16 protein-coding genes are annotated in these 19,244 nt (G+C 64.2%); 7 read left to right on the forward strand and 9 right to left on the reverse strand.

Annotation, left to right across the window (positions count from 1 at the left end; translation table 11 throughout):
• Positions 1–20 precede the first annotated feature (20 nt).
• Both ACVOLS_RS17600 and ACVOLS_RS17605 read right to left on the reverse strand, forming a co-directional pair.
• A complete protein-coding gene (locus tag ACVOLS_RS17600) occupies positions 21–518 on the reverse strand; it encodes a hypothetical protein (protein WP_481513509.1) in 498 nt (165 codons plus the stop codon).
• Between the two features lie 201 nt (positions 519–719).
• The gene (locus ACVOLS_RS17605) at positions 720–1,823 is read right to left on the reverse strand and encodes an OmpA family protein (RefSeq protein WP_481546700.1); all 1,104 of its coding nucleotides are present in this window, start codon (positions 1,821–1,823) and stop codon (positions 720–722) included.
• Between the two features lie 382 nt (positions 1,824–2,205).
• Here ACVOLS_RS17605 and ACVOLS_RS17610 point away from each other — a divergent pair, with 382 nt between their 5' ends.
• Positions 2,206–3,231, forward strand: a complete 1,026-nt coding sequence (locus ACVOLS_RS17610) for a zinc-binding alcohol dehydrogenase family protein (RefSeq protein ID WP_481546701.1) — start codon at positions 2,206–2,208, stop codon at positions 3,229–3,231.
• Positions 3,232–3,328: 97 nt separating this feature from the next.
• Positions 3,329–3,946, forward strand: a complete 618-nt coding sequence (gene yczE, locus ACVOLS_RS17615) for a membrane protein YczE (protein ID WP_481546702.1) — start codon at positions 3,329–3,331, stop codon at positions 3,944–3,946.
• A 17-nt stretch (positions 3,947–3,963) separates the two neighbouring features.
• Here yczE and ACVOLS_RS17620 read toward each other — a convergent pair whose 3' ends face one another.
• Entirely contained in the window at positions 3,964–6,015 is a 2,052-nt protein-coding gene (locus ACVOLS_RS17620) for an LTA synthase family protein (RefSeq protein ID WP_481546703.1), read from the reverse strand.
• Between the two features lie 161 nt (positions 6,016–6,176).
• On the opposite strand from ACVOLS_RS17620, the gene ACVOLS_RS17625 reads away from it, so the two are divergent.
• From ACVOLS_RS17625 to ACVOLS_RS17635, 3 genes are all read left to right on the forward strand, one after another.
• Complete coding sequence (locus ACVOLS_RS17625; protein ID WP_481546704.1) at positions 6,177–8,207, forward strand: 2,4-dienoyl-CoA reductase FMN-binding domain-containing protein; 2,031 nt, start codon at positions 6,177–6,179, stop codon at positions 8,205–8,207.
• A 491-nt stretch (positions 8,208–8,698) separates the two neighbouring features.
• Positions 8,699–9,157, forward strand: a complete 459-nt coding sequence (locus ACVOLS_RS17630; RefSeq protein WP_057629626.1) for a cell wall hydrolase — start codon at positions 8,699–8,701, stop codon at positions 9,155–9,157.
• 103 nt (positions 9,158–9,260) lie between these two features.
• On the forward strand, positions 9,261–9,878 hold the full coding sequence (locus ACVOLS_RS17635; protein WP_481546705.1) for a glutathione S-transferase N-terminal domain-containing protein: 618 nt from the start codon (positions 9,261–9,263) through the stop codon (positions 9,876–9,878).
• A 79-nt stretch (positions 9,879–9,957) separates the two neighbouring features.
• Here ACVOLS_RS17635 and msrA read toward each other — a convergent pair whose 3' ends face one another.
• From msrA to msrB, 3 genes are read right to left on the reverse strand one after another with little or no spacing between them, the layout of a single operon-like run.
• The gene (gene msrA, locus ACVOLS_RS17640; RefSeq protein ID WP_481546706.1) at positions 9,958–10,701 is read right to left on the reverse strand and encodes a peptide-methionine (S)-S-oxide reductase MsrA; all 744 of its coding nucleotides are present in this window, start codon (positions 10,699–10,701) and stop codon (positions 9,958–9,960) included.
• Positions 10,702–10,717: 16 nt separating this feature from the next.
• Entirely contained in the window at positions 10,718–12,472 is a 1,755-nt protein-coding gene (locus ACVOLS_RS17645) for a cytochrome c biogenesis protein DipZ (protein ID WP_481546707.1), read from the reverse strand.
• Between the two features lie 33 nt (positions 12,473–12,505).
• Positions 12,506–13,009 (reverse strand): peptide-methionine (R)-S-oxide reductase MsrB, encoded by a 504-nt coding sequence (gene msrB, locus ACVOLS_RS17650; protein ID WP_481546708.1) that lies wholly within the window; start codon positions 13,007–13,009, stop codon positions 12,506–12,508.
• Positions 13,010–13,154: 145 nt separating this feature from the next.
• Here msrB and ACVOLS_RS17655 point away from each other — a divergent pair, with 145 nt between their 5' ends.
• Together ACVOLS_RS17655 and ACVOLS_RS17660 are read left to right on the forward strand one after the other, a co-directional pair.
• Complete coding sequence (locus ACVOLS_RS17655; protein ID WP_481546709.1) at positions 13,155–13,874, forward strand: response regulator transcription factor; 720 nt, start codon at positions 13,155–13,157, stop codon at positions 13,872–13,874.
• Positions 13,871–15,343 carry a sensor histidine kinase gene (locus ACVOLS_RS17660; protein WP_481546710.1) on the forward strand — a complete coding sequence of 491 codons (1,473 nt, stop codon included), beginning with the start codon at positions 13,871–13,873 and terminating at the stop codon, positions 15,341–15,343. The genes ACVOLS_RS17655 and ACVOLS_RS17660 overlap by 4 nt, the downstream gene beginning before the upstream one ends.
• A 36-nt stretch (positions 15,344–15,379) precedes the next feature.
• On the opposite strand, the gene ACVOLS_RS17665 is transcribed toward ACVOLS_RS17660, so the two are convergent.
• From ACVOLS_RS17665 to prpE, 3 genes are all read right to left on the reverse strand, one after another.
• Positions 15,380–16,441 carry a suppressor of fused domain protein gene (locus tag ACVOLS_RS17665; protein WP_481546711.1) on the reverse strand — a complete coding sequence of 354 codons (1,062 nt, stop codon included), beginning with the start codon at positions 16,439–16,441 and terminating at the stop codon, positions 15,380–15,382.
• A 101-nt stretch (positions 16,442–16,542) separates the two neighbouring features.
• Positions 16,543–17,022 (reverse strand): hypothetical protein, encoded by a 480-nt coding sequence (locus ACVOLS_RS17670; protein ID WP_481510295.1) that lies wholly within the window; start codon positions 17,020–17,022, stop codon positions 16,543–16,545.
• A 141-nt stretch (positions 17,023–17,163) separates the two neighbouring features.
• Entirely contained in the window at positions 17,164–19,044 is a 1,881-nt protein-coding gene (prpE, locus tag ACVOLS_RS17675) for a propionate--CoA ligase (RefSeq protein WP_481546712.1), read from the reverse strand.
• Positions 19,045–19,244: the final 200 nt, after the last annotated feature.

Consider the following 19,244-nt stretch of genomic DNA (forward strand, 5'->3'; position numbering starts at 1 on the left):
TGCGAGCGGCTGTTGCCGCCTTACTTGACCTCGGCAGCAGGCTGCGCGGCAGCCGGTGCTGCAGCCGGATCGGTCGCAACCGGACGTGCCTTGACCACGCGCACACCGCGCGCCTTCATCCAGGCATCGAATTCTTCGGCGGTCATGCGCTTGCCGTTCTGGCTCATGTCAAAACGCCACGGCGTGTTGTCGAACTCAGTCTGCGGCTTGTAAGCGGCCGGGTCGTTGGCGTTGATTGCCGGGCGCGCCGGAATGGCGTTGGCCACGTTGTTGCAGCTCTCAACGCGCAGGCGCATCAGCACGCGATCCAGCGACTGCTCATCACCACCAGCCGAGCTCAACACGCCCGACGGCATGCCCAGCTGGCCCGGGCGCACATACAGCTCCGAGGCCACCGGTGCGATCAGCGAGGTCGCCAGCGGCGCCGGCGTCACTGAACTGGCCGAACAATCCACGGCTGCATGGGCGGCAGGCACAAATGCCAGGGCGACAAGACCAGCCAGAGCGATACGCAGCATTGAATTTCCATTCGGCAAGTTAACGCGGCGAGTGTAGGCAGCGCCCGCAGCGCTTTCAACCGTTAAATGCGCACAAACTGCGATTACTCGCCAGCGTCACACAAATTGCGCGCCGAAAAAGTCGCCGACGCAAAAACAAACAAGGCCCGGCAGATGCCGGGCCTTGTTCTCAAACTGTAGTACTTAAACCGAAGCGTCCGATTAGTTCTGGACGTTCAGCTCGGTACGACGGTTCTTTGCGCGACCTTCCGGGTTGTCCGAACCATCAGCATTGGTGTTCGGAGCAATCGGACGGCTCTCGCCGTAGCCGATCGGGCCCTGCAGACGAGCAGCCGACACACCATTGGTGGTCAGGTAGTCGTACACAGCCTTGGCGCGACGCTCGGACAGCTTCTGGTTGTAAGCGTCGGTACCCTTGGAATCGGTGTGACCGGCAACTTCAACGCGCAGATCCGGGTAACGCTTCAGGATCTCGGTGGCTTCGCTCAGGATCGACACGGCGTCCGGACGCAGGGTGGCCTTGTCGAAATCGAAGTTGACACCCTTCAGATCGATCGAGACCGGCACCGGGCAACCGTCCGGACCGATGGTCTGGCCAGGCTGCGAGTTCGGGCACTTGTCGTCGCAGTTGTTGACGCCGTCACCGTCGTCATCCAGGTCTGCACAGCTCGGAGCAACCGGAGCCGGTGCCGGAGCAACAGCAGCGACGGGAGCCGGGCCCAGCGGGATCACGACGCCGACCGAAGCCAGCACGTCGCCGAACCAATCCTGTTCCTTGCTGCCATTGGCGCGCGGAGCAATGCTCTGGTCGTCGAAGTCAGCACGGTAAGCCAGTTCAGCACGCACAGCGACGCGCTTTTCGAAGGTGGTCTGCAGACCAACGCCGACCTTGGCGGCCAGGTTGCCGTCCTTGCGATCCTTCAGCAGGCCGCCGGACTGGTACTCTTCTTCAGCCTTCTGGTAGCCCAGACCTGCCAGCAGGTACGGGTTCCAGCCACGGCCGTCCTGGATGAAGTGGCGACGCAGGTCCAGCGAAACGCCGTACTGCGACCAGTTCTGGTCCTGGTTGTTGTCGAAGTTCGGGTTCTGATAGTTCAGCTCACCGTCCAGCGACCAGTTCGGGCTGATGAACTTGCCCAGACCCAGCGTGGCGAACGGGGCGTCGTTGGTGCCACGATCGCCGTCCTGGAAGTTGAAGCCGGCCGAACCGGTCAGGTACCAGCGGTCGTCAAATTCCTGTGCCGAAGCGGCCTGGGCGAAAGCCAGACCACCGAGCAGCGCGGCAGTAAGGATCTTCTTGTTCATGAAATACAGCTCCTTGTTTCGGGGGTATGAAACCGGTAGAGGCATGGTCCAGCACAGCGATATTCTTCGTCGCGTTCAGAGACGGCCGTTTCCTCACGCCATCGCGGTGCACATTATGCGCTTGGCCGTGAAGGCGATGTTAACAGGCTCGTAACAAATGCAGCGACCACCAGACCCCTACGTGTCCGGCTTGGCGCAACGTATACAGCTTGGTCAAAGGACGCAAGAGTCAGCTATCGCAAGGCTTCCGGGGGAAATGCTGCGACGCAGCTGATTTCATGTGACAAACCCTTTATTAACGGGGCTTGCGCCGCCGGTTACCGCCAGCTGAATCATTTGCTCGGTATGATGATTTTGCTCCCCCGCTACGGAACTTTTCCGCATGAAAGCAATCGGTCTGACCCGCTATCTCCCCATCGATGAACCCGATGCGCTGCTGGATGTGACTTTACCGGTCCCGGCGGACCCGCAAGGCCAGGACCTTCTTGTTCAGGTTCAAGCTGTTTCGGTTAATCCGGTGGACACCAAACTGCGCAGCGCCAAGCCGGGCGAGGAAAACCCACCACGGATACTGGGCTTTGATGCCGCAGGCACGGTGGTCGCGGTAGGCCCTGAGGTCACCGCGTTCGAAATCGGCGATGAGGTCTACTACGCCGGCGACGTCACCCGCCCGGGCTGCAACGCACAGTTACAGTTGGTGGACGAGCGTCTGGTGGGGCGCAAGCCGACCACGCTGGATTTCGCCGAAGCAGCGGCATTGCCACTGACCACACTTACTGCCTGGGAACTGTTGTTCCAGCGCATGCCTTTCCAGCTGGACGGGCGTCGCAATACCGGCAAGACCTTGTTGGTGATCGGCGGCGCCGGCGGCGTTGGCTCGATGGCGATCCAGCTGGGTCGCCATGCCGGCTTCACCGTGGTGGCCACCGCTTCACGTCCGCAAAGCGTGCAGTGGTGCGAGCAGATGGGCGCAGCGCATGTCATTGATCACCGCCAGCCGTTGGCACCACAGCTGCAGGCGCTGGGGATCAACAGCGTCGAGGCAGCACTCAATCTGGCCAATACCGACCTGTACTGGCAACAGCTGGGCGAGCTGCTGGCGCCGCAAGGCCATGTCGGGCTGATCGTCGAGCCTGCCGGTGAGCTGCGTATCGGCGATCCCTATAAAGCGAAGTGCATCGGCATCCACTGGGAGTTCATGTTTGCCCGCGCCCGCTTCCGCACCGCCGACATGATCGAGCAGCACCGCATCCTGACCCGCGCGGCCAGCCTGATCGACGCAGGAGAACTCCGCACCACGCTCAGTGAGCGGCTGGGCACGATCAACGCAGAACACCTGCGCCAGGCGCATCGCCAGCTCGAGGCCGGCAGCACCATCGGCAAGCTGGCGCTGGAAGGCTGGGACTGAACTCCGCGTCGCAAACACGTTGCGCCACCCCGGTGTGGCGCAACGCTCCTTCCTGCCTATCTGCCTGCCCTGCAGGCAGCACCGTGATCTCCCGACCATGCCTTCGCTGATAGCTGCCTCACGCCTGCTGCAACTGCTGCTGGGCTTGTTCCTGTTTGGTATCGCCTCTTCCTTGATGATCCGTGCCGGCATCGGTATCGCGCCCTGGGATGTATTGAGCCAGGGCATCGCGCTGCGCAGCGGCCTGGGCTTTGGCCTGATCACCAATCTGGTTGGCGTCTGCGTGCTGCTGATGTGGCTGCCGCTACGGCAGAAACCCGGGCTGGGCACCGTACTCAACGTATTGTTGATCGGCCCCAGTGCGCAGTTGGGCCTGAATCTGCTGCCGGCCGCGCAGGGCCTGCTGTGGCAACTGCTGCTGTTCGCCGCAGGACTGGTGCTGCTGGCGATCGCCACCGGGCTCTACATCGGTGCGCGCTTTGGGCCCGGCCCGCGCGATGGGCTGATGACCGGCCTGCGTGCGCGTACCGGTTGGGCGATCTGGAAGGTTCGCACCTTGATTGAAGCCTGCGCATTGGCAGTGGGCTGGTGGCTGGGCGGCAATGTCGGCTGGGGCACGCTGGCCTTCGCCCTGCTGATCGGGCCACTTTGCGGCATCACCCTGCCCTTGTTTGATCGCCAACCGCGGCCAACGACACCCGCACCCGCGGGCTGACCCCGGCGACTGCGCACTCAGCGACGACTGCGCACCACCTGCTGGCGGATATGCCAGTCGCGCAATGCCACCCACGCCGCAGCCTGCCTTGCCCGCGCCGCGCTGACCGCATCCGGCACCTCGCCTTGTACCTGCACATGGCGGGAATCAATCCAGCGATGCAGGCGTGGTTCTTCCAAGGGGAACAACAAGCCTGCTGGGGTATACATGCGGTTGAACTGCGCCAGGGCCTCCCCGCCATTGGGTGCGGGCTGCCAGAGATTGCGGCCGGTCGCGAAGTAGCGCTGCCCCGGTAACGCCAGCTCCACCAAGGTCGGCAGTAGATCACCATGACCGGCAAAAGCACTGGTATCGGGCATGCCATCGGCCGGCGCGTATGCCGGCGGAACCCGCAGCCAAGCGAATACGCGATCCACGTCCACCTGCTCGGCAGGCAGGTCGTAGCGGTAATGCGAACGCAGGTTGTGATCGCCGGCCATCGCCACCAGGGTTCGCTCGCCCAACGGCTGCTCGCGCAGCTGCTGCAGGAAACCGCCCAGCTCATCGGCCTGGTACTGATAGGTAGCCAACATCCGTCGCAGCTCGCCAGTATCAGCCAGCGCGCGAGGACCCAAGGCCGCCGGATCCAGGGGGTACTGCCGACGCGGCGTATCCAACAGATGCGGTGGATGGTTGCTGGTGGTCAGCAGGACCATGAACACCCGCTCACCGCGGGCATCAGCCTCGCTCAACAAGGTCTGCGCGAAGCGGAACAGCCAGCTGTCATACAAACCCCATTCGGTCCCGGTGGCCTGGGCGAAACGCTGTTTGATATCGCGCGCGTCATACACCCGATCAAACCCTTGATTCGGAAGCGCGGTGCCAATCTCGCGCCAATCGCTGCCGCCGCCATAAATGAACACGGTGCGATAGCCCGCGCGCTGGAATGGCAGCGCAGCAGACGTATCAAACGCCAGCCGCGCATTCCGGCCCAAGGTCAGCGGCGTGATCGGCGTCCCAAGGATCAGGTTCTCCAGTGTCGGGTGGGTGCCGTTCTGGGAGGCGATGAAGTTGTCGAAGCGGTGCCCGGTAGGCAATTCGGCGCGCAGGCGACCGAGCATGTCGTTGCGCGGGCCATCGGTATAGAGCAGGTCCTGACCGAAAGACTCCAGCAGACCCAGCACCACATGTGGTGACTGCGCCAGGCTGCGTGGCTGGCCAGGGGCGACCGGGAACAGCGCCGTCTGCAGCACCTGTGAATCCGCCGAAGGCAGCCCGGCGAGCTTGGCGGCCCCGTCAATATCGGCGAACCCCAGGCCTTGCAGGCCCACCAGCGGATCGTTGCTGATATCGGTTTCCTTGGCACGCGTGCGCGCTGCGCGATAAAGCGCCAGCGGCGCATTCAGCACCATGGCATTGACGAAAGGATCGGCCGATACCGTCACATCACGCCTTATCAGCGGGAAGCTGCCAACGCTGCCGCGCGCCAGCAGTACCAGCAGCACGCATTGCAGCACCAGCAACAGCGCGCGTGACCACGTGGCCGAACCCTGCGGCAAGCGCTGGGCCAGCCAGTCACCGGCGCGCGGAATGCTCCAGTACAACGCGCACCCTGCCAGCAACAGGCCCGTAACGCCCCGGACTACCGGATAGTCATCCCAGACGGTCTCAAGGATCGCGCCGGTGTCGTCCTCGAACATGCCGAATACGATGGGATCAAAGCGCGCCTTATAGAACGCGTAATAGAAGTGCTCACACAGCGACAGCAACGCGAACGCCAGCAACAATGCCAGCAGCAGATGCTGCGCGAGCCGCACCGCCGTTTCACGCCGCCCCGCCAGCCACACCGGAAGCGTCAGCAAGCCGACAAGGCCAGCGGATACCGCACCCGCCACCAGGTCATAGCGCATCCCCTGCAACATCGCCGGCCATAGCAGCGCAAGGCTGCGCTCGCTGCCAGCGTAATCCCACCACATGAACAAGCGGGCCAGGCCTCCAAGCACCATCATGCCCACGACCAGCACCCAGAGCTGGGGGAACAGGCGGGTGACGCGGTTTGCGGGAACAACACTTGAAGGCATTACAGGCATGGAACGTCCACGACAGTCAGTCCGTTGCTGGGCGGGGCGGCGCATTGTAATGAGGCTGTAACCCTTTTTGGATAGGCCCGACTCCGATCGGCTGGACCAAGGATTGAGGCCAGGCCCATTGCCAGTCAGAATGGGCCACTCCATACGCAAGCGTATCCAGCATGACGCCAGCCAACGACACCGCCTATCCGCACCTGTTTGCCCCGCTGGATCTGGGCTTCACCCAGCTGCGCAATCGCATCCTGATGGGCTCGATGCATACCGGGCTGGAGGACCACGCCCGCGACTTCCCGAAGTTGGCGGCCTACTTCGGTGAGCGCGCGGCCGGGGGCGCAGCGCTGCTGGTCACCGGTGGCTTCGCACCCAACGTGGTTGGCTGGCTGGCGCCGTTCGGCAGCAAACTGTCCTGGCCGTGGGAAGTCAGCCGCCATCGTCAGGTAACTGCCGCTGTCCACGGCCATGGCGCCAAGATCTGCCTGCAACTGCTGCACGCCGGCCGCTACGGCTATCACCCCTTGCAGGTGGCCCCGTCCAAGCGCAAGGCGCCGATCAATCCGTTCACCCCGCGTGCGCTGTCGGCCGGCGGCGTTGAGCGGCATATCGCCGACTACGCCCGCGCCGCCAGGTACGCACGTGATGCCGGTTACGACGGCGTCGAGGTAATGGGCTCGGAAGGCTATCTGATCAACGAATTCATCGCCCCGCGCACCAATGGCCGTAACGACGCCTGGGGCGGCGACCCGGCCAAGCGCATGCGCTTTGCAGTGGAGATCGTCCGCCGCATCCGCGAGGCTTGCGGCCCCGACTTCATCATCATCTACCGGCTGTCCTTGGTGGATCTGGTCGAGGACGGCAGCAACTGGCAGGAGATCGTGCAGCAGGCCAAGGCCATCGAAGCAGCCGGCGCCACTCTGCTCAACTCCGGGATCGGCTGGCACGAAGCCCGCATTCCAACCATCGCCACCTCGGTGCCACGTGCGGCGTTTGCCGGAGTCACCGCCAAGCTCAAACCGCATGTCGGCATTCCACTGATCGCCACCAACCGCATCAACATGCCGGAGGTGGCCGAAGGCATCCTCGCAGGCGGCGGTGCCGACATGGTGTCGCTGGCACGGCCACTGCTGGCCGATCCCGAATGGCCGGCCAAGGCCAAGGCCGGCAAGCCCGAAGCGATCAATACCTGCATTGCCTGCAACCAGGCCTGCCTGGATCATGTGTTCCAGCAGAAGCGCGCCAGCTGCCTGGTCAACCCGCGCGCCGCGCATGAAACCGAGTTGGTCTACCTGCCGACCAGCGCGCCCAAGCGCGTCGCGGTGGTCGGTGCCGGCCCGGCCGGGCTGGCCTGCGCCACCGTCGCCGCCAGCCGCGGCCACAGGGTGACCTTGTTTGATGCGGCCAACGAGATCGGAGGCCAGTTCAATGTGGCCAAGCGCATCCCCGGCAAGGAAGAGTTCCACGAGACCCTGCGTTACTTCCGCCACCAGTTGGCCGAAACCGGGGTAGACGTACGTTTGAACACCCGCGCCGATGCCGACGCGCTCAGCGGCTTCGACGAAGTGGTGATCGCCACCGGCATCAGCCCGCGCAAGGTGGCCTTTCCCGGCGCCGACCACCCAATGGTGGTCAGCTATCTGGATGTGCTGCTGGGCCGGGTCAAAGCCGCCGACAAGGTGGCCATCATCGGCGCCGGCGGCATCGGCTTCGATGTCGGCGAGTTCCTGGTGCATGAAGGCCCGTCACCGGCCTTGGACCCGGCCCGCTGGATGGCCGAATGGGGCGTGGACGCCAGCTTCGAGAGCCGCGGTGCGCTGGCCAAGCCGCAGCCCGAAGCCCCGGCCCGCAAGGCCTGGCTGCTGCAGCGCAGCCCCGGCAAGCCAGGCGCCAAGCTGGGCAAGACCACCGGCTGGATCCACCGCGCCACGCTCAAGGCCAAGGGCGTGAAGATGCTCGGCGGCGTCGAGTATCTGGGCGTGGACGACAGCGGCTTGCGCATCCGCGTGGATGGCCAGGAGCAGCTGCTGGACGTCGGCACCGTGGTGATCTGCGCCGGTCAGGAACCACGCCGCGAGCTGGCTGACACGCTGCAGGCTGCCGGCCGCAGCGTTCACATCATTGGTGGCGCAGATGTCGCTGCCGAACTGGATGCCAAGCGGGCAATCGACCAGGGCAGTCGTCTGGCCGCGGCGCTCTGATCCGACAGCAAAGCGATTCAGTTTGGCCCCGGTCCGGGCGCTACCGACGTGCACGGGCTGCTCGCCTCCCCGAACTGCTTGCCAGCATGCTGGCAAGCAGAAACGCCAAGGAAGCATCCGGAAAAGGCCGAAATTCTGGAAAAACGCGATGCGCATCCCTTTTTTCCGGCGCATCAACATCGCTTGCACTGGCTGCTCCAGACCGTCGAAGTGAAGCTGAATGCGCAACTCAGAGCCAGATTTGACCTTGCTAACAAACCTGAATGTCAACAAGCGCCGTTCAGGATGAGTTTGGGATTGCCCCCCTACCTTGCGCCAACTTCCGCTCACCCACCAGTTCTGGTGAGCAGGCGCAGCCCTCCCCAATCTGATTGAGGGCTGCCCACGGGGCGGCCCCGATGCCAGGCCGCCTCCCCATAACGCCAAGTCGTTGCTGTCCGGTTCCCGATTGGGGGCAGGCAGGCTGCGGCCCATACGGAGCAAGGAGATTTATGAAACTGGCTTGGATTCTTTGGTTGTCGCAGATGTTGCCGCAGCCAGCAGCCGATTCGTTGTGCTTGAGCACCACCGTTTATCTGGAAGCCCGCGACCAGACCCTCCGCGGCCAGCAGGCCGTGGCCGAAGTCGCCCTGCGGCGACTGGACAGCGGTCTGTGGGGTGACTCGATGTGCCAGGTGGTAACCGCGCGCAAACAGTTCGCCCCGACCCTGGTCGCCCCCGGCACCCAACTGCGCAACAACGATGCCTGGGCTGAAGCCGTGGACGTGGCCTTTGCCGCCGAGCGCAACTGGGCCCTGCCCAACGGCCAGCGCAAGGAGATCGTGCCGGGCGCCAGCCACTTCGCCGCGCATGCCATTGCCAGCCCGAGCTGGCGCAATGCCTACCAGGTGGCCACCATCGGCGGGCATACCTTCTACAAGGTGCAGTCGCTGAAGCCGCGCGCTTCCTGAGCCAGCTGAACGCGTAACGCACTGTCTGTGCCATGCATGGACACACTGCGTTACGCGCTTGTGGCGATAATGCCCGGGTCTTTCAACTCCCGAGGTAGCCCTGATGAAGCTCTATACCAAGCCCGGCGCCTGTTCGCTGGCCGACCATATCGCACTGCTCTGGTCGGGCCTGCCGTTCGAGCTGCAGATCGTGGACTACGCCACGATGAAGTCGCCCGAGTACCTGAAGATGAACCCGGCCGGCGCCGTGCCGATGCTGGAAGACGGCGGCTGGATCCTGACCCAGAACGCGGCCATCCTGCATTACATCTGCGACAAGGCCCCGGCTGCCGGTCTGGAAGGCGGCAGCGACCCGCGTACGCGTGCCGAGGTCAACCGTTGGTTGTCCTTCGTCAACGCCGACCTGCACCCGACCTACTACCCGATCTTCGGCTCGACCAAGTACCTGGAAGACGAGGCGGTCATCGCCCGCACCCAGGAAAACGCGCGCCAGAAGCTCACTGCGCTGTACCAGCGCATCAATGATCGCCTGGCCGAGGTCGACTGGCTCGGCGGCACCCCGCGCGCCTCGATCGCCGATGCCTACACCTACGTGACCCTGCGCTGGGCACGTGGGCTGAAGCTCGATCTGGCCGGCATGGACTCACTGGACCGCTTCGAGCAGCGCATGCTGGCCGATCCGGCCGTGCAGGCCGCGCTCAAGGCCGAAGGCCTGAGCTGATCCAGCGCATACCTTCTGAACAAACACGGGCCGCCGGTTGCATGACCGGCGGCCCGTTGCGTTTGAGGCGTTCCCGCGGCTATCGCGCCGACACGCTCATCACCAGCCGCGGCCGTTCGCGGTACAGCGCCGGATACTGCTGCTTCAACGCGGCGACCTTGGGCAGATCATTGATGCGGATGTAGGTCGCCTCCGGATGCAGCGTCAGGTAGTTCTGGTGATAGCCCTCGGCCGCATGAAACACCTTGCCGCCGTCCACCTGGGTGACCAGCGGTGCAGTGAACACCGCACTGCGCTGCAGTTGCGCGATATAGGCGCGCGCTGCATCACGCTGCGCGGCATCGTCGGCGTAGATGGCCGAACGGTACTGGCTGCCGTGGTCCGGTCCCTGCCGGTTGAGCTGGGTCGGATCGTGCACTACCGAGAAGAACACCTGCAGCAGCTGCCCGTAACTGACCTGCGAAGGGTCGTAGCTGACCTGCACGGCCTCGGCATGACCACTGCCGCCACTGCTCACCCGCGTATACGTGGCATCGGCAGCACTGCCACCGATGTAGCCGGACACCGCGTTGTCCACGCCGGTGATGTGCTGGAACACGCCCTGCACGCCCCAGAAGCAGCCGCCGGCAAACACCACCTTTGCCTGTTTGACGCCGGCTTGCTGCAGGTCAGCTGCACCAGTCGGTGCTGGCAACCTGATCGACACCGGCGCTACCGGCGCGGCCTGCACCGAACGATCCATGCTGAACACCGCAACCAGCAGCAATCCGGCAACCACTGCCGCGATGCCGCCGGCGACCAGTTTGTCCGTGGCGATTCTCATCACGTGTCTCCTCCATTCAACCGAAAGTGAAGGCATAGGCGCGCACACCCGGATCGAGAAACTCGATCTCGAAGGTGCGTTCGCGCACCTCGCCGTCCTGGCGGATCAATTGATACAGCCGGTTCTGATCCACCCTGCCCTCGCCCTGCGCAGATACATCGCTACCAGCCGCTGCCTGTGGTGGCTGGCCATCGATACGCACACGGAAACGCACCGGCCGCGCCGGGTCCTGCGGCGCCAGCACCAGATGCAGGTCACGCGCATGGAAGCGGAATGCGATCCGCCCGCCCACCTGTTCCAACTGCGCGTCTTCCTCGCCGATGCGCCACTGCCCGCCCAGCGCCCATTGGTTGAGCTGCAACTGCATCGGCACGGCGTAATCGCTGACCTGCCCGGCCTGCATGCCGCCCGGCGAAGCGAAGTGCTCGGCGCGACCATGGCCGACATAGGTTTCCGGCGATTTCAAACTGCTCATGTCCGCCTGCCGCTCGACGCCGCTGGCGGCCATGCGCATTGCTGGTGCTGCGTCACCCGGCAAGCGGTTGCCAGCCTCGCGCAGCAGCTGGCGGATCATCTGCTCGGACTGTTCGTAGTTGCCTTCACCAAAGTGATGGGCGCGGATGCGTCCCTGCGCATCGATGAAGTAATGCGCCGGCCAGTACTTATTGTTGAAACCGCGCCAGATCGCGAAATCATTGTCGATGGCGACCGGGTAAGTGACCTTCAGATCAGCAACCGCGCGCTGCACATTACGAAGGTCGCGCTCAAAGGCGAACTCCGGCGCATGTACGCCGATCACCACCAGCCCGTGATCCTTGTAACGCTCAGCCCAGTCGCGCACATAGGGCATGGCACGCAGGCAGTTGATGCAGGAGTAAGTCCAGAAATCGACCAGCACCACCTTGCCGCGCAGTTGCTTCGCATCCAGCGGCGGGCTGTTGAGCCAGCCGGTAGCACCGGCCAGTGATGGCAGCTCGCCTTCCACCGGCAGGCCGGCATCACCCTTGGCGTCACCCGCCATCATCATCATTGCCGGACCTGCTGCCGGCTGTTGCGAAGGCAGCGCATCCAGCAGCTTCTGCTCCAGCCTGGCCGTGCTGACCGTGGACAGCCGCGTCAGCAGGCCGGTATCCAAACCCATCGCGATTGCCAGCACCGCCAGCAAGGCCGCAATGCCCAGCCCGCGGCGGATCCATTCGCCCACCCCCAGCCGCTGCTTCAAGGCGGTGAACACGCGTCCGCCTATCCACACCGCCAGTGCCAGCGAGGTCGCTGCACCCAGTGCATAGGCCAGCAGCAAGCCAGTAGTGCCGACATTGGCCCCCTGCAGGGCCGCGCCGGTCAGGATCAGGCCAAGGATCGGGCCTGCACATGGCGCCCACAGCAGGCCGGTGGCCACGCCGATCAGCAAGGAGCTGAGCACGCCCCCCTGCCCCGCATCGGCGGCTGCACCCAGACGCGCGCCCAGGCGCTGCAACGGCGCCAACAAGCGATCCGCCAACGCCGGCCACAGCAGCGCGACGGCGAACAGCGCCATCACCACCAGCGCGATCCAGCGCCCGATCTGGTTGGCCTGCACCACCCACTGCCTGCCCACCGCGGCCAGGCTGGCGACCACCGCGAACATCAGCGCCATGCCAACCAACAGCGGCAGCCCGCTACGCAGGAATGGCCGGTCAGCGCGCGCGAATACGAAGGGCAGCACCGGCAGGATGCAGGGGCTGAGCAGGGTAAGTACGCCGCCGAGATAGGCCAGTACCAACAGGAACATGGAAGCATCCTTCTTGAATATGGGAAGCGGCGCTCAGGCCGCGACGAACTGCAGGGCCACGCCGTTCATGCAGTAGCGCAGCCCGGTCGGGCGTGGGCCGTCTTCGAATACATGGCCCAGGTGGCCGCCACAGCGCCGGCAATGCACCGCCACCCGGGTCATGCCGAAGGTGGTGTCGCGGTCCTCGCCTACCGCGCCATGCAGCGGTGCCCAGAAGCTGGGCCAGCCGGTACCGCTGTCGAACTTGGTGGCCGAGGAGAACAGCGGCAGCGCGCAGCCCGCACAGTTGAAGGTGCCACGCCGGTGCTCGTTGTTGAGCGGGCTGCTGAAGGCCCGCTCGGTGCCCTGCTGGCGCAGCACCGTGTATTGCGCAGGGGTGAGCTGCTGGCGCCATTGGGCGTCGCTGCGCATCACCTCAAACACGGCGCCGCGTGCGGGTGCTGCCGGTGCTGGACCGTTGCAGGCAGTGAGGCCCAGCACGCCAACAGCGGCGGCCATGCCACCGATACCGAGCAGCTTGCGACGGGTGAGCGACATGGACGTTCTCCAGCCAGGGACGATGTGGCCATGCTGCGCCCGGGCAGGTCAAGGAATCCTCACGCAGAGTTAAATTCTTCGTGACACATCCGCGCGCCGGTCCAAGCACAATGCCAGCCATCCCATTCAACGGCCGCAGGCGTCGATGAGCAGCAGCAAACGCATCCTGATCGTCGAAGACGATGTCCACATCGCCAATCTGCTGCGGATGCACCTGCGTGACGAGGGCTATGACGTCACCCATGCGGCCAGCGGCGATGAAGGTGTGCGCTTGCTGGAAAGCGGGCAATGGGACGCGCTGGTGCTGGACCTGATGCTGCCCGGCGTGGACGGTCTGGAAATCTGCCGCCGCGCCCGCGCAATGACCCGCTACACCCCGATCATCATCACCAGCGCGCGCGCCAGCGAACTGCATCGCATCCTCGGCCTTGAGCTGGGCGCAGACGACTACCTCGCCAAACCATTCTCGATGCTGGAACTGGTAGCGCGGGTAAAGGCCTTGCTGCGTCGGGTCGAGGCAATGGCACAGAACGCACGCATCGATGCCGGCGCGATCGAGGTTGCTGGCCTGCGCATCGATCCGGTCGCGCGCAGCGCACAGGTTGAGGCGCGCCCGCTGGAACTCACCCCGCGCGAATTCGACCTGCTGTATTTCCTCGCCCGCCACCCGGATCAGGTGTACTCACGGATGGAGCTGCTCAACCAGGTCTGGGGCCATCAACACGATGGCTACGAACACACCGTCAACACCCACATCAATCGGCTACGCAACAAGATCGAGCACGACCCGGCAGCACCGAAACGCATTCTTACGGTATGGGGGCGTGGCTACAAACTGGCGACCGACGACGGGAGCACGGCATGAACCGGCTGACGCTTTCGCAGCGCCTGACGCTGGTGTTCTGTGCGCTGTTGTTGATCTGCTGCGGCACGCTGGCGTGGATACAGATGCGCAGCAACCGCATGCATGAGCAGGAAACCGTGCAGCGCCTGTCACGCGGTCTGGCCGAGCACATCGCCCGCAGCGGTGAGCTGATGGATGCACGCGGCATCCGCGATGGCGAAGTGCGCGCGCTGTTCGGCAAGCTGATGTCGGTCAACCCCAGCGTCGAGGTCTACCTGCTCGACGACGAAGGCCGCATCCTCGGCCATGACGCACCCGAAGGTCACCTCAAACGTGATCGCGTCGATCTGGCGCCAGTGCAGGCACTGCTCAACGGCGGAAAACTGCCGATCTTCGGCGACGACCCGCGCAGCAGCAGCGGCCGCAAGGTATTCAATGCCGCGCCACTGTGGGTGCAGGGTCGACAGGTCGGCTACATCTATGTGGTGCTGGTCGGCGAGCAGCGCGAAGCACTGGCCGCGGACCTCGCTGCCAATACCAACCTGCGCACCACGCTGTGGTCGCTGGCAATCGTGGCGGTTATCGGCTTGCTGGCCGGGATGATCGCGTTCCGCTGGGTGACCCGGCCACTTCGTCAATTGACGCGTCGCATCCAGTCCTTTGAGGTCGACAGCGCTGACCCGCGCCTGCCCTTGCCGCCCACACCGCTGCGTGCCGGTGAACGCGATGAACTGAGCATCCTGCAACACAGCTTTGCCCATCTCAGCCAGCGCGTCGGCGAGCAATGGCAGCAGCTGCGGCAGCAGGACCTGCAGCGCCGCGAACTGGTCGCCAATCTGTCGCATGACCTGCGTACGCCGCTGTCGTCATTGCATGGCTATCTGGAAACCCTGGCCCTCAAGGACGCCAGCCTCAGCGCCGAGGAGCGCCAGCGCTACCTGGGCATCGCCCTGTCGCAGAGCCACAAGGTTGGTCGGCTTGCACAGGCCTTGTTCGAGCTGGCGCGACTGGAACACGGTGGCGTGGTGCTGGAGCTGCAGGCGTTCTCGCTGCCGGATCTGGTCCAGGACGTCTTCCAGAAGTTCGAACTGGCCGCACAGTCTCGCCAGCAGCAGCTTGAAGCAGTGATTCCCGCCGGCCTGCCGCCGGTGGAAGCCGACCTCGGCCTGATCGAACGGGTACTGACCAATCTGCTGGACAACGCGATCCGACATACACCGGCGGGTGGGCGCATCACGGTGGCATTGCGTGCACTCGATGGCGATGTGCAGGTCAGTGTGTCCGATACGGGCCCAGGCATTCCCGCAGCACGCCGCGATCAACTGTTCAGCACGCTACCGGCGCTGGGCAGCCAGCGCCCGGACAGTGGCGGTCTGGGCTTGTTGATCGTGCACCGCATCCTGCAGCTGCACCATCGCCAGATCCGTCTGCTGGATAGCGATGAAGGTGCAGCCTTCGAGTTCTCCCTGCCAGCGGCGCGTCACCGCTAACGCCACTGCGCAATGAGTGCCGCAACGACCGCGGGATCAACCAATCTCGCGGATCACGCCACCTTGCCCATCACGCAGCAAGGTCGGTCTTACTTCGATCTGCAGCTTGCCACCCGGCAGCGGATACAGGCCGCGTTCGGCACGCACGCTGTCCAGCATCGCCTGCAGGCTCGCATCGGACAGCACACAACGCGCGCTGTCGCCATCGCTTTGCAGGTCGTCGATCAGGCCAGGCTCAAACCGCCATTGATGGTCCTTGCCAAGCACCACCAGCGGCTTGTCGTGATGCAGCCGCAGCGGCAGCAGCTCGAGCACGCTGGCAACCTGCCCCGCTCCCAGCACCAACGTGGTGGTTGCGTCTTCGACCGACCACTCCAGCGTCTCCACGAACAACATGCCGGTGCTCGATCCTTCGCGCTGGCTGCCCGCTTCAAGCTGTGCGGCGATGGCCGGATCATCCAGCAGGGAGTCGCGCTCAAGCTCGGTGATCCATAGCGGCATTGCCGACTCCAGCACCGCCAGCACGCCCTGCGTTGACCAGCGCTTGATCGCCGCCATCTCCTCGTCGGTAACACCCACCAGTTGCAGGAAGTTCAGGCGGCCGTTGGCGGTGTCGATCGCTGGCAGCTGCGGATCGGCGACAAAGGCAAGGTGCCGCAGCTTGGTATCGGTATCCAGCGCGATCGGGCCATTTGCATCCAGATGATGGCCTGCCTCGAATACATTGCCGCTGCTGAAGACGTAGCGCGCAAGGTTCTGCATCAGGTTCATTGGCCACGCCGGCGGCTCGCCGCGTTCGCCGTCACCTGCCTGTGCAGCAAGACGGAAGGTAAGCTCGAAACCAAAGCCGCTTTCCTGCGGATCATCGCTCTGCTTGTCGTACAACTCGGAAAATCCGTAGCTGACGTAGTGCCAATGTGGACGCGGCGTCTCGCTCCAATAGACGCTGATGCCGTCCAGCGGATCGTTGCCACCCAGCGTATGCGACAGCAGCGTGCCGAAATGCCGCGGCTCCTGCCCCGGGTACAGTGCAGCCATTGCCGCATTGATCGCATCCCAGCCCGCAGTGCTGATGTCGCCGCTGTTTTCCTGTGCCATGCAGGGCACTCCCATGATGAACCTGCCACCATGATAGTGCCCATGCATCACGGCGGCGGTCCGCCGCTACAGGCGCATCGCAAGCCTCGGCCAATAATCAGTCAGCCAACGACCAGGGCGCGCGTTTCTTCCAACCAGCGGCTGGCAAATGCCGGACTCTTGGCCTTGCCCAGCGCCGTGGCCAGCTCCGGCCACAACTGCTCCAGGCTGACCGCGGTCTTGCTGCGATCAATCTTCAGCTGGATCAGGTAGCCCTTCAGGCCCAGATGCTTGCGCACCGACTCGGCCATCCAGTCACGCAGCTGTTGGTAGCGCAGCGGGTCATCACCGAGCTGGGTGGTCACCGGCAATACCGGGGCCTTGTCAGCGCTGCCGGCGACCGCGTCGATCAATTCCAGTGCAGCCAGCTGCTGCAACACGTCATCCGGCGCGCGCAGGCCCTGCGCCATCTGCTGCAGTTCGCGCGCATCGCGCTGCCCGTCGACCAGCAGCAGCACCGAGCGCAATGCCGGTGCCAGCTTCAAACCACGGTTCTCGATCTCCAGGCGGCCAGCGGCCGTCTTGGCATAGATGAATGCCATTCCCCTTCCCTCTTTTGTGCATCGCAATACGGTACGTGCGCATCTTCCAGGAGCCCCCGCTCCCGGAAATGCTCGGCATTTGCCCGCGTACCGCCCCCTTGCGATCACCGCTGCACCGAGGCCTTGCGACCTGGCAGCGCGCTATTTCCCCAGCGCGCGGCGGATTTCCTCCAGTGCGCCCGGGTCGTCGAGTGTCGACAGGTCGCCCGGTTCACGCCGTTCCGCCAATGCCTGCAATGAACGCCTCAGCAGCTTACCCGAACGGGTCTTGGGAAGCGCAGTGACGATGTGTACCTGCGCCGGCCGCGCCACCGCGCCCAGCGAAGCTGTGACCTGCTGCATCATTTCCGCAGCCAGTCGCTCGGCATCGTCGTAGGGCTTGGCTTGCTTCAAGGTGACGAAGACCAGCGGCACCTGTCCTTTCAGTTCGTCATGCACGCCGATCACCGCCGCCTCGGCCACCCGCGGATGGGCAGAGATGGCTTCCTCGATCTCGCGCGTACCCAGCCGGTGCCCGGCGACGTTGATCACGTCATCGGTGCGACCAAGGATGAAGGTGTAGCCATCCTCATCACGGATGGCCCAGTCCAGGGAGCTGTACAGCAGTTCCTTGAAGTGACCGAAGTAGCTTTTCAGGAATCGCTCGTCATCGTTCCAGATCGTGCTCATGCAGCCCGGCGGCAGCGGTGGCTGGATCACCAGCACGCCTTTCTGCCCGGGTGGCACTTCAGCGCCGCTCTGCTCGTCGATGACCTTCATTTTGTAGCCTAGATTTGGAAAGCCCGGCGAGCCGAACTTGACCGGCTTCATCTCCAGACCCGGCAACAAGGTCAATGCCGGCCAACCGGTTTCGGTCTGCCAGTAATTGTCGATGACCGGTTTGTGCAGCGCGCCGGTGATCCACTTCGCGGTCGGCTCATCCAACGGCTCGCCGGCCAGGAACAGGTACTTCAGCTCGGACAGGTCATGCCGATCGATGAAATCAACGTCGTGTTTTTTCAGCACGCGGATCGCAGTTGGTGAGGAGAACATCGTGCGCACGCCGTACTGCTCGCACAGTGCCCACCAGATGCCGGCATCGGGATTGATCGGCAGGCCTTCGTACAACAGCGAGGTGCAGCCACCGATCAACGGACCGTAGACGTTATAGGAATGACCCACCGCCCAGCCCACATCGGAGGTGGAGAACATCACCTGCCCCGGCGCGCAGTCAAACACCGTGCGCATCGACTGCGCCATCGCCACCGCATAGCCACCGACATCGCGTTGCACGCCCTTGGGCTTGCCGGTGGTACCGGAGGTGTACAGCAGATAGCTGGGCTCGTTGGACTCCAGCCATTGCACCGGCACCTCGACATCACCGACCTGCGCACGCAACTGCGCATAGTCTTCGTCGCGGCCGGCGATGCGTGGCTCGGCTGCATCCAGACCGCGCGAGACGATCAGCACTTTTGGTGGAGGGGTATTCGCTTCGGCGCAGGCGGCATCCACCATCGCTTTGTAAGGAATGACCTTGCCACCGCGCATGCCTGCATCGGCCGCGATCAGCAGCTTTGGTTTTGCATCGTCGATGCGCAGCGCAAGGTTGTGCGCGGCGAAACCACCGAAGACGACGGAATGCACCGCACCTATGCGTGCGCAGGCCAGCATCGCGAACACCGCCTCGGCCATGTTCGGCATGTAGATGACGACGCGATCACCGCGGCCGACATCGAGCTTGAGCAGCACCGCGGCGAAGGCATTCACTTCGCGATGGAGATCGCGGTAAGTGAGCTCGCGGGTGACGTTGGTTTCGGTGGAGATGGCAACCAACGCAAGCTGGTCAGCGCGCTCGGCCAGATGCCGGTCCACCGCGTTGTAGCAGAGGTTGGTTTCGCCACCGACAAACCAGCGCCGAAAGGGTGGATTGGAGTAGTCCAGGATCTGCTGCGGCGGGCGGTGCCAGTGGATCGCCTTGGCTTCTTCAGCCCAGAACGCTTCCGGCTCTTCTATGGAACGGCGGTAGATCTGCTCGTACTGCACGACACCCTCCGGCAACTCCCTGGCTGTGTGCCGAGCATAGTCCGGAGGGTGGCTTGGGCTCTTTGCGACGATGGTCTTAAGACCAAAGGCTCGGGGGCGGAAATTTCGGGACTATGGGCCTTGGGCGATGAGCTGAAAGCTAAAAGCTTGCCCTCACCCCAACCCCTCTCCCGCGCGCGGGAGAGGGGCTAGTGCACTGG

This window comes from Stenotrophomonas sp. STEN038 (assembly GCF_056759895.1).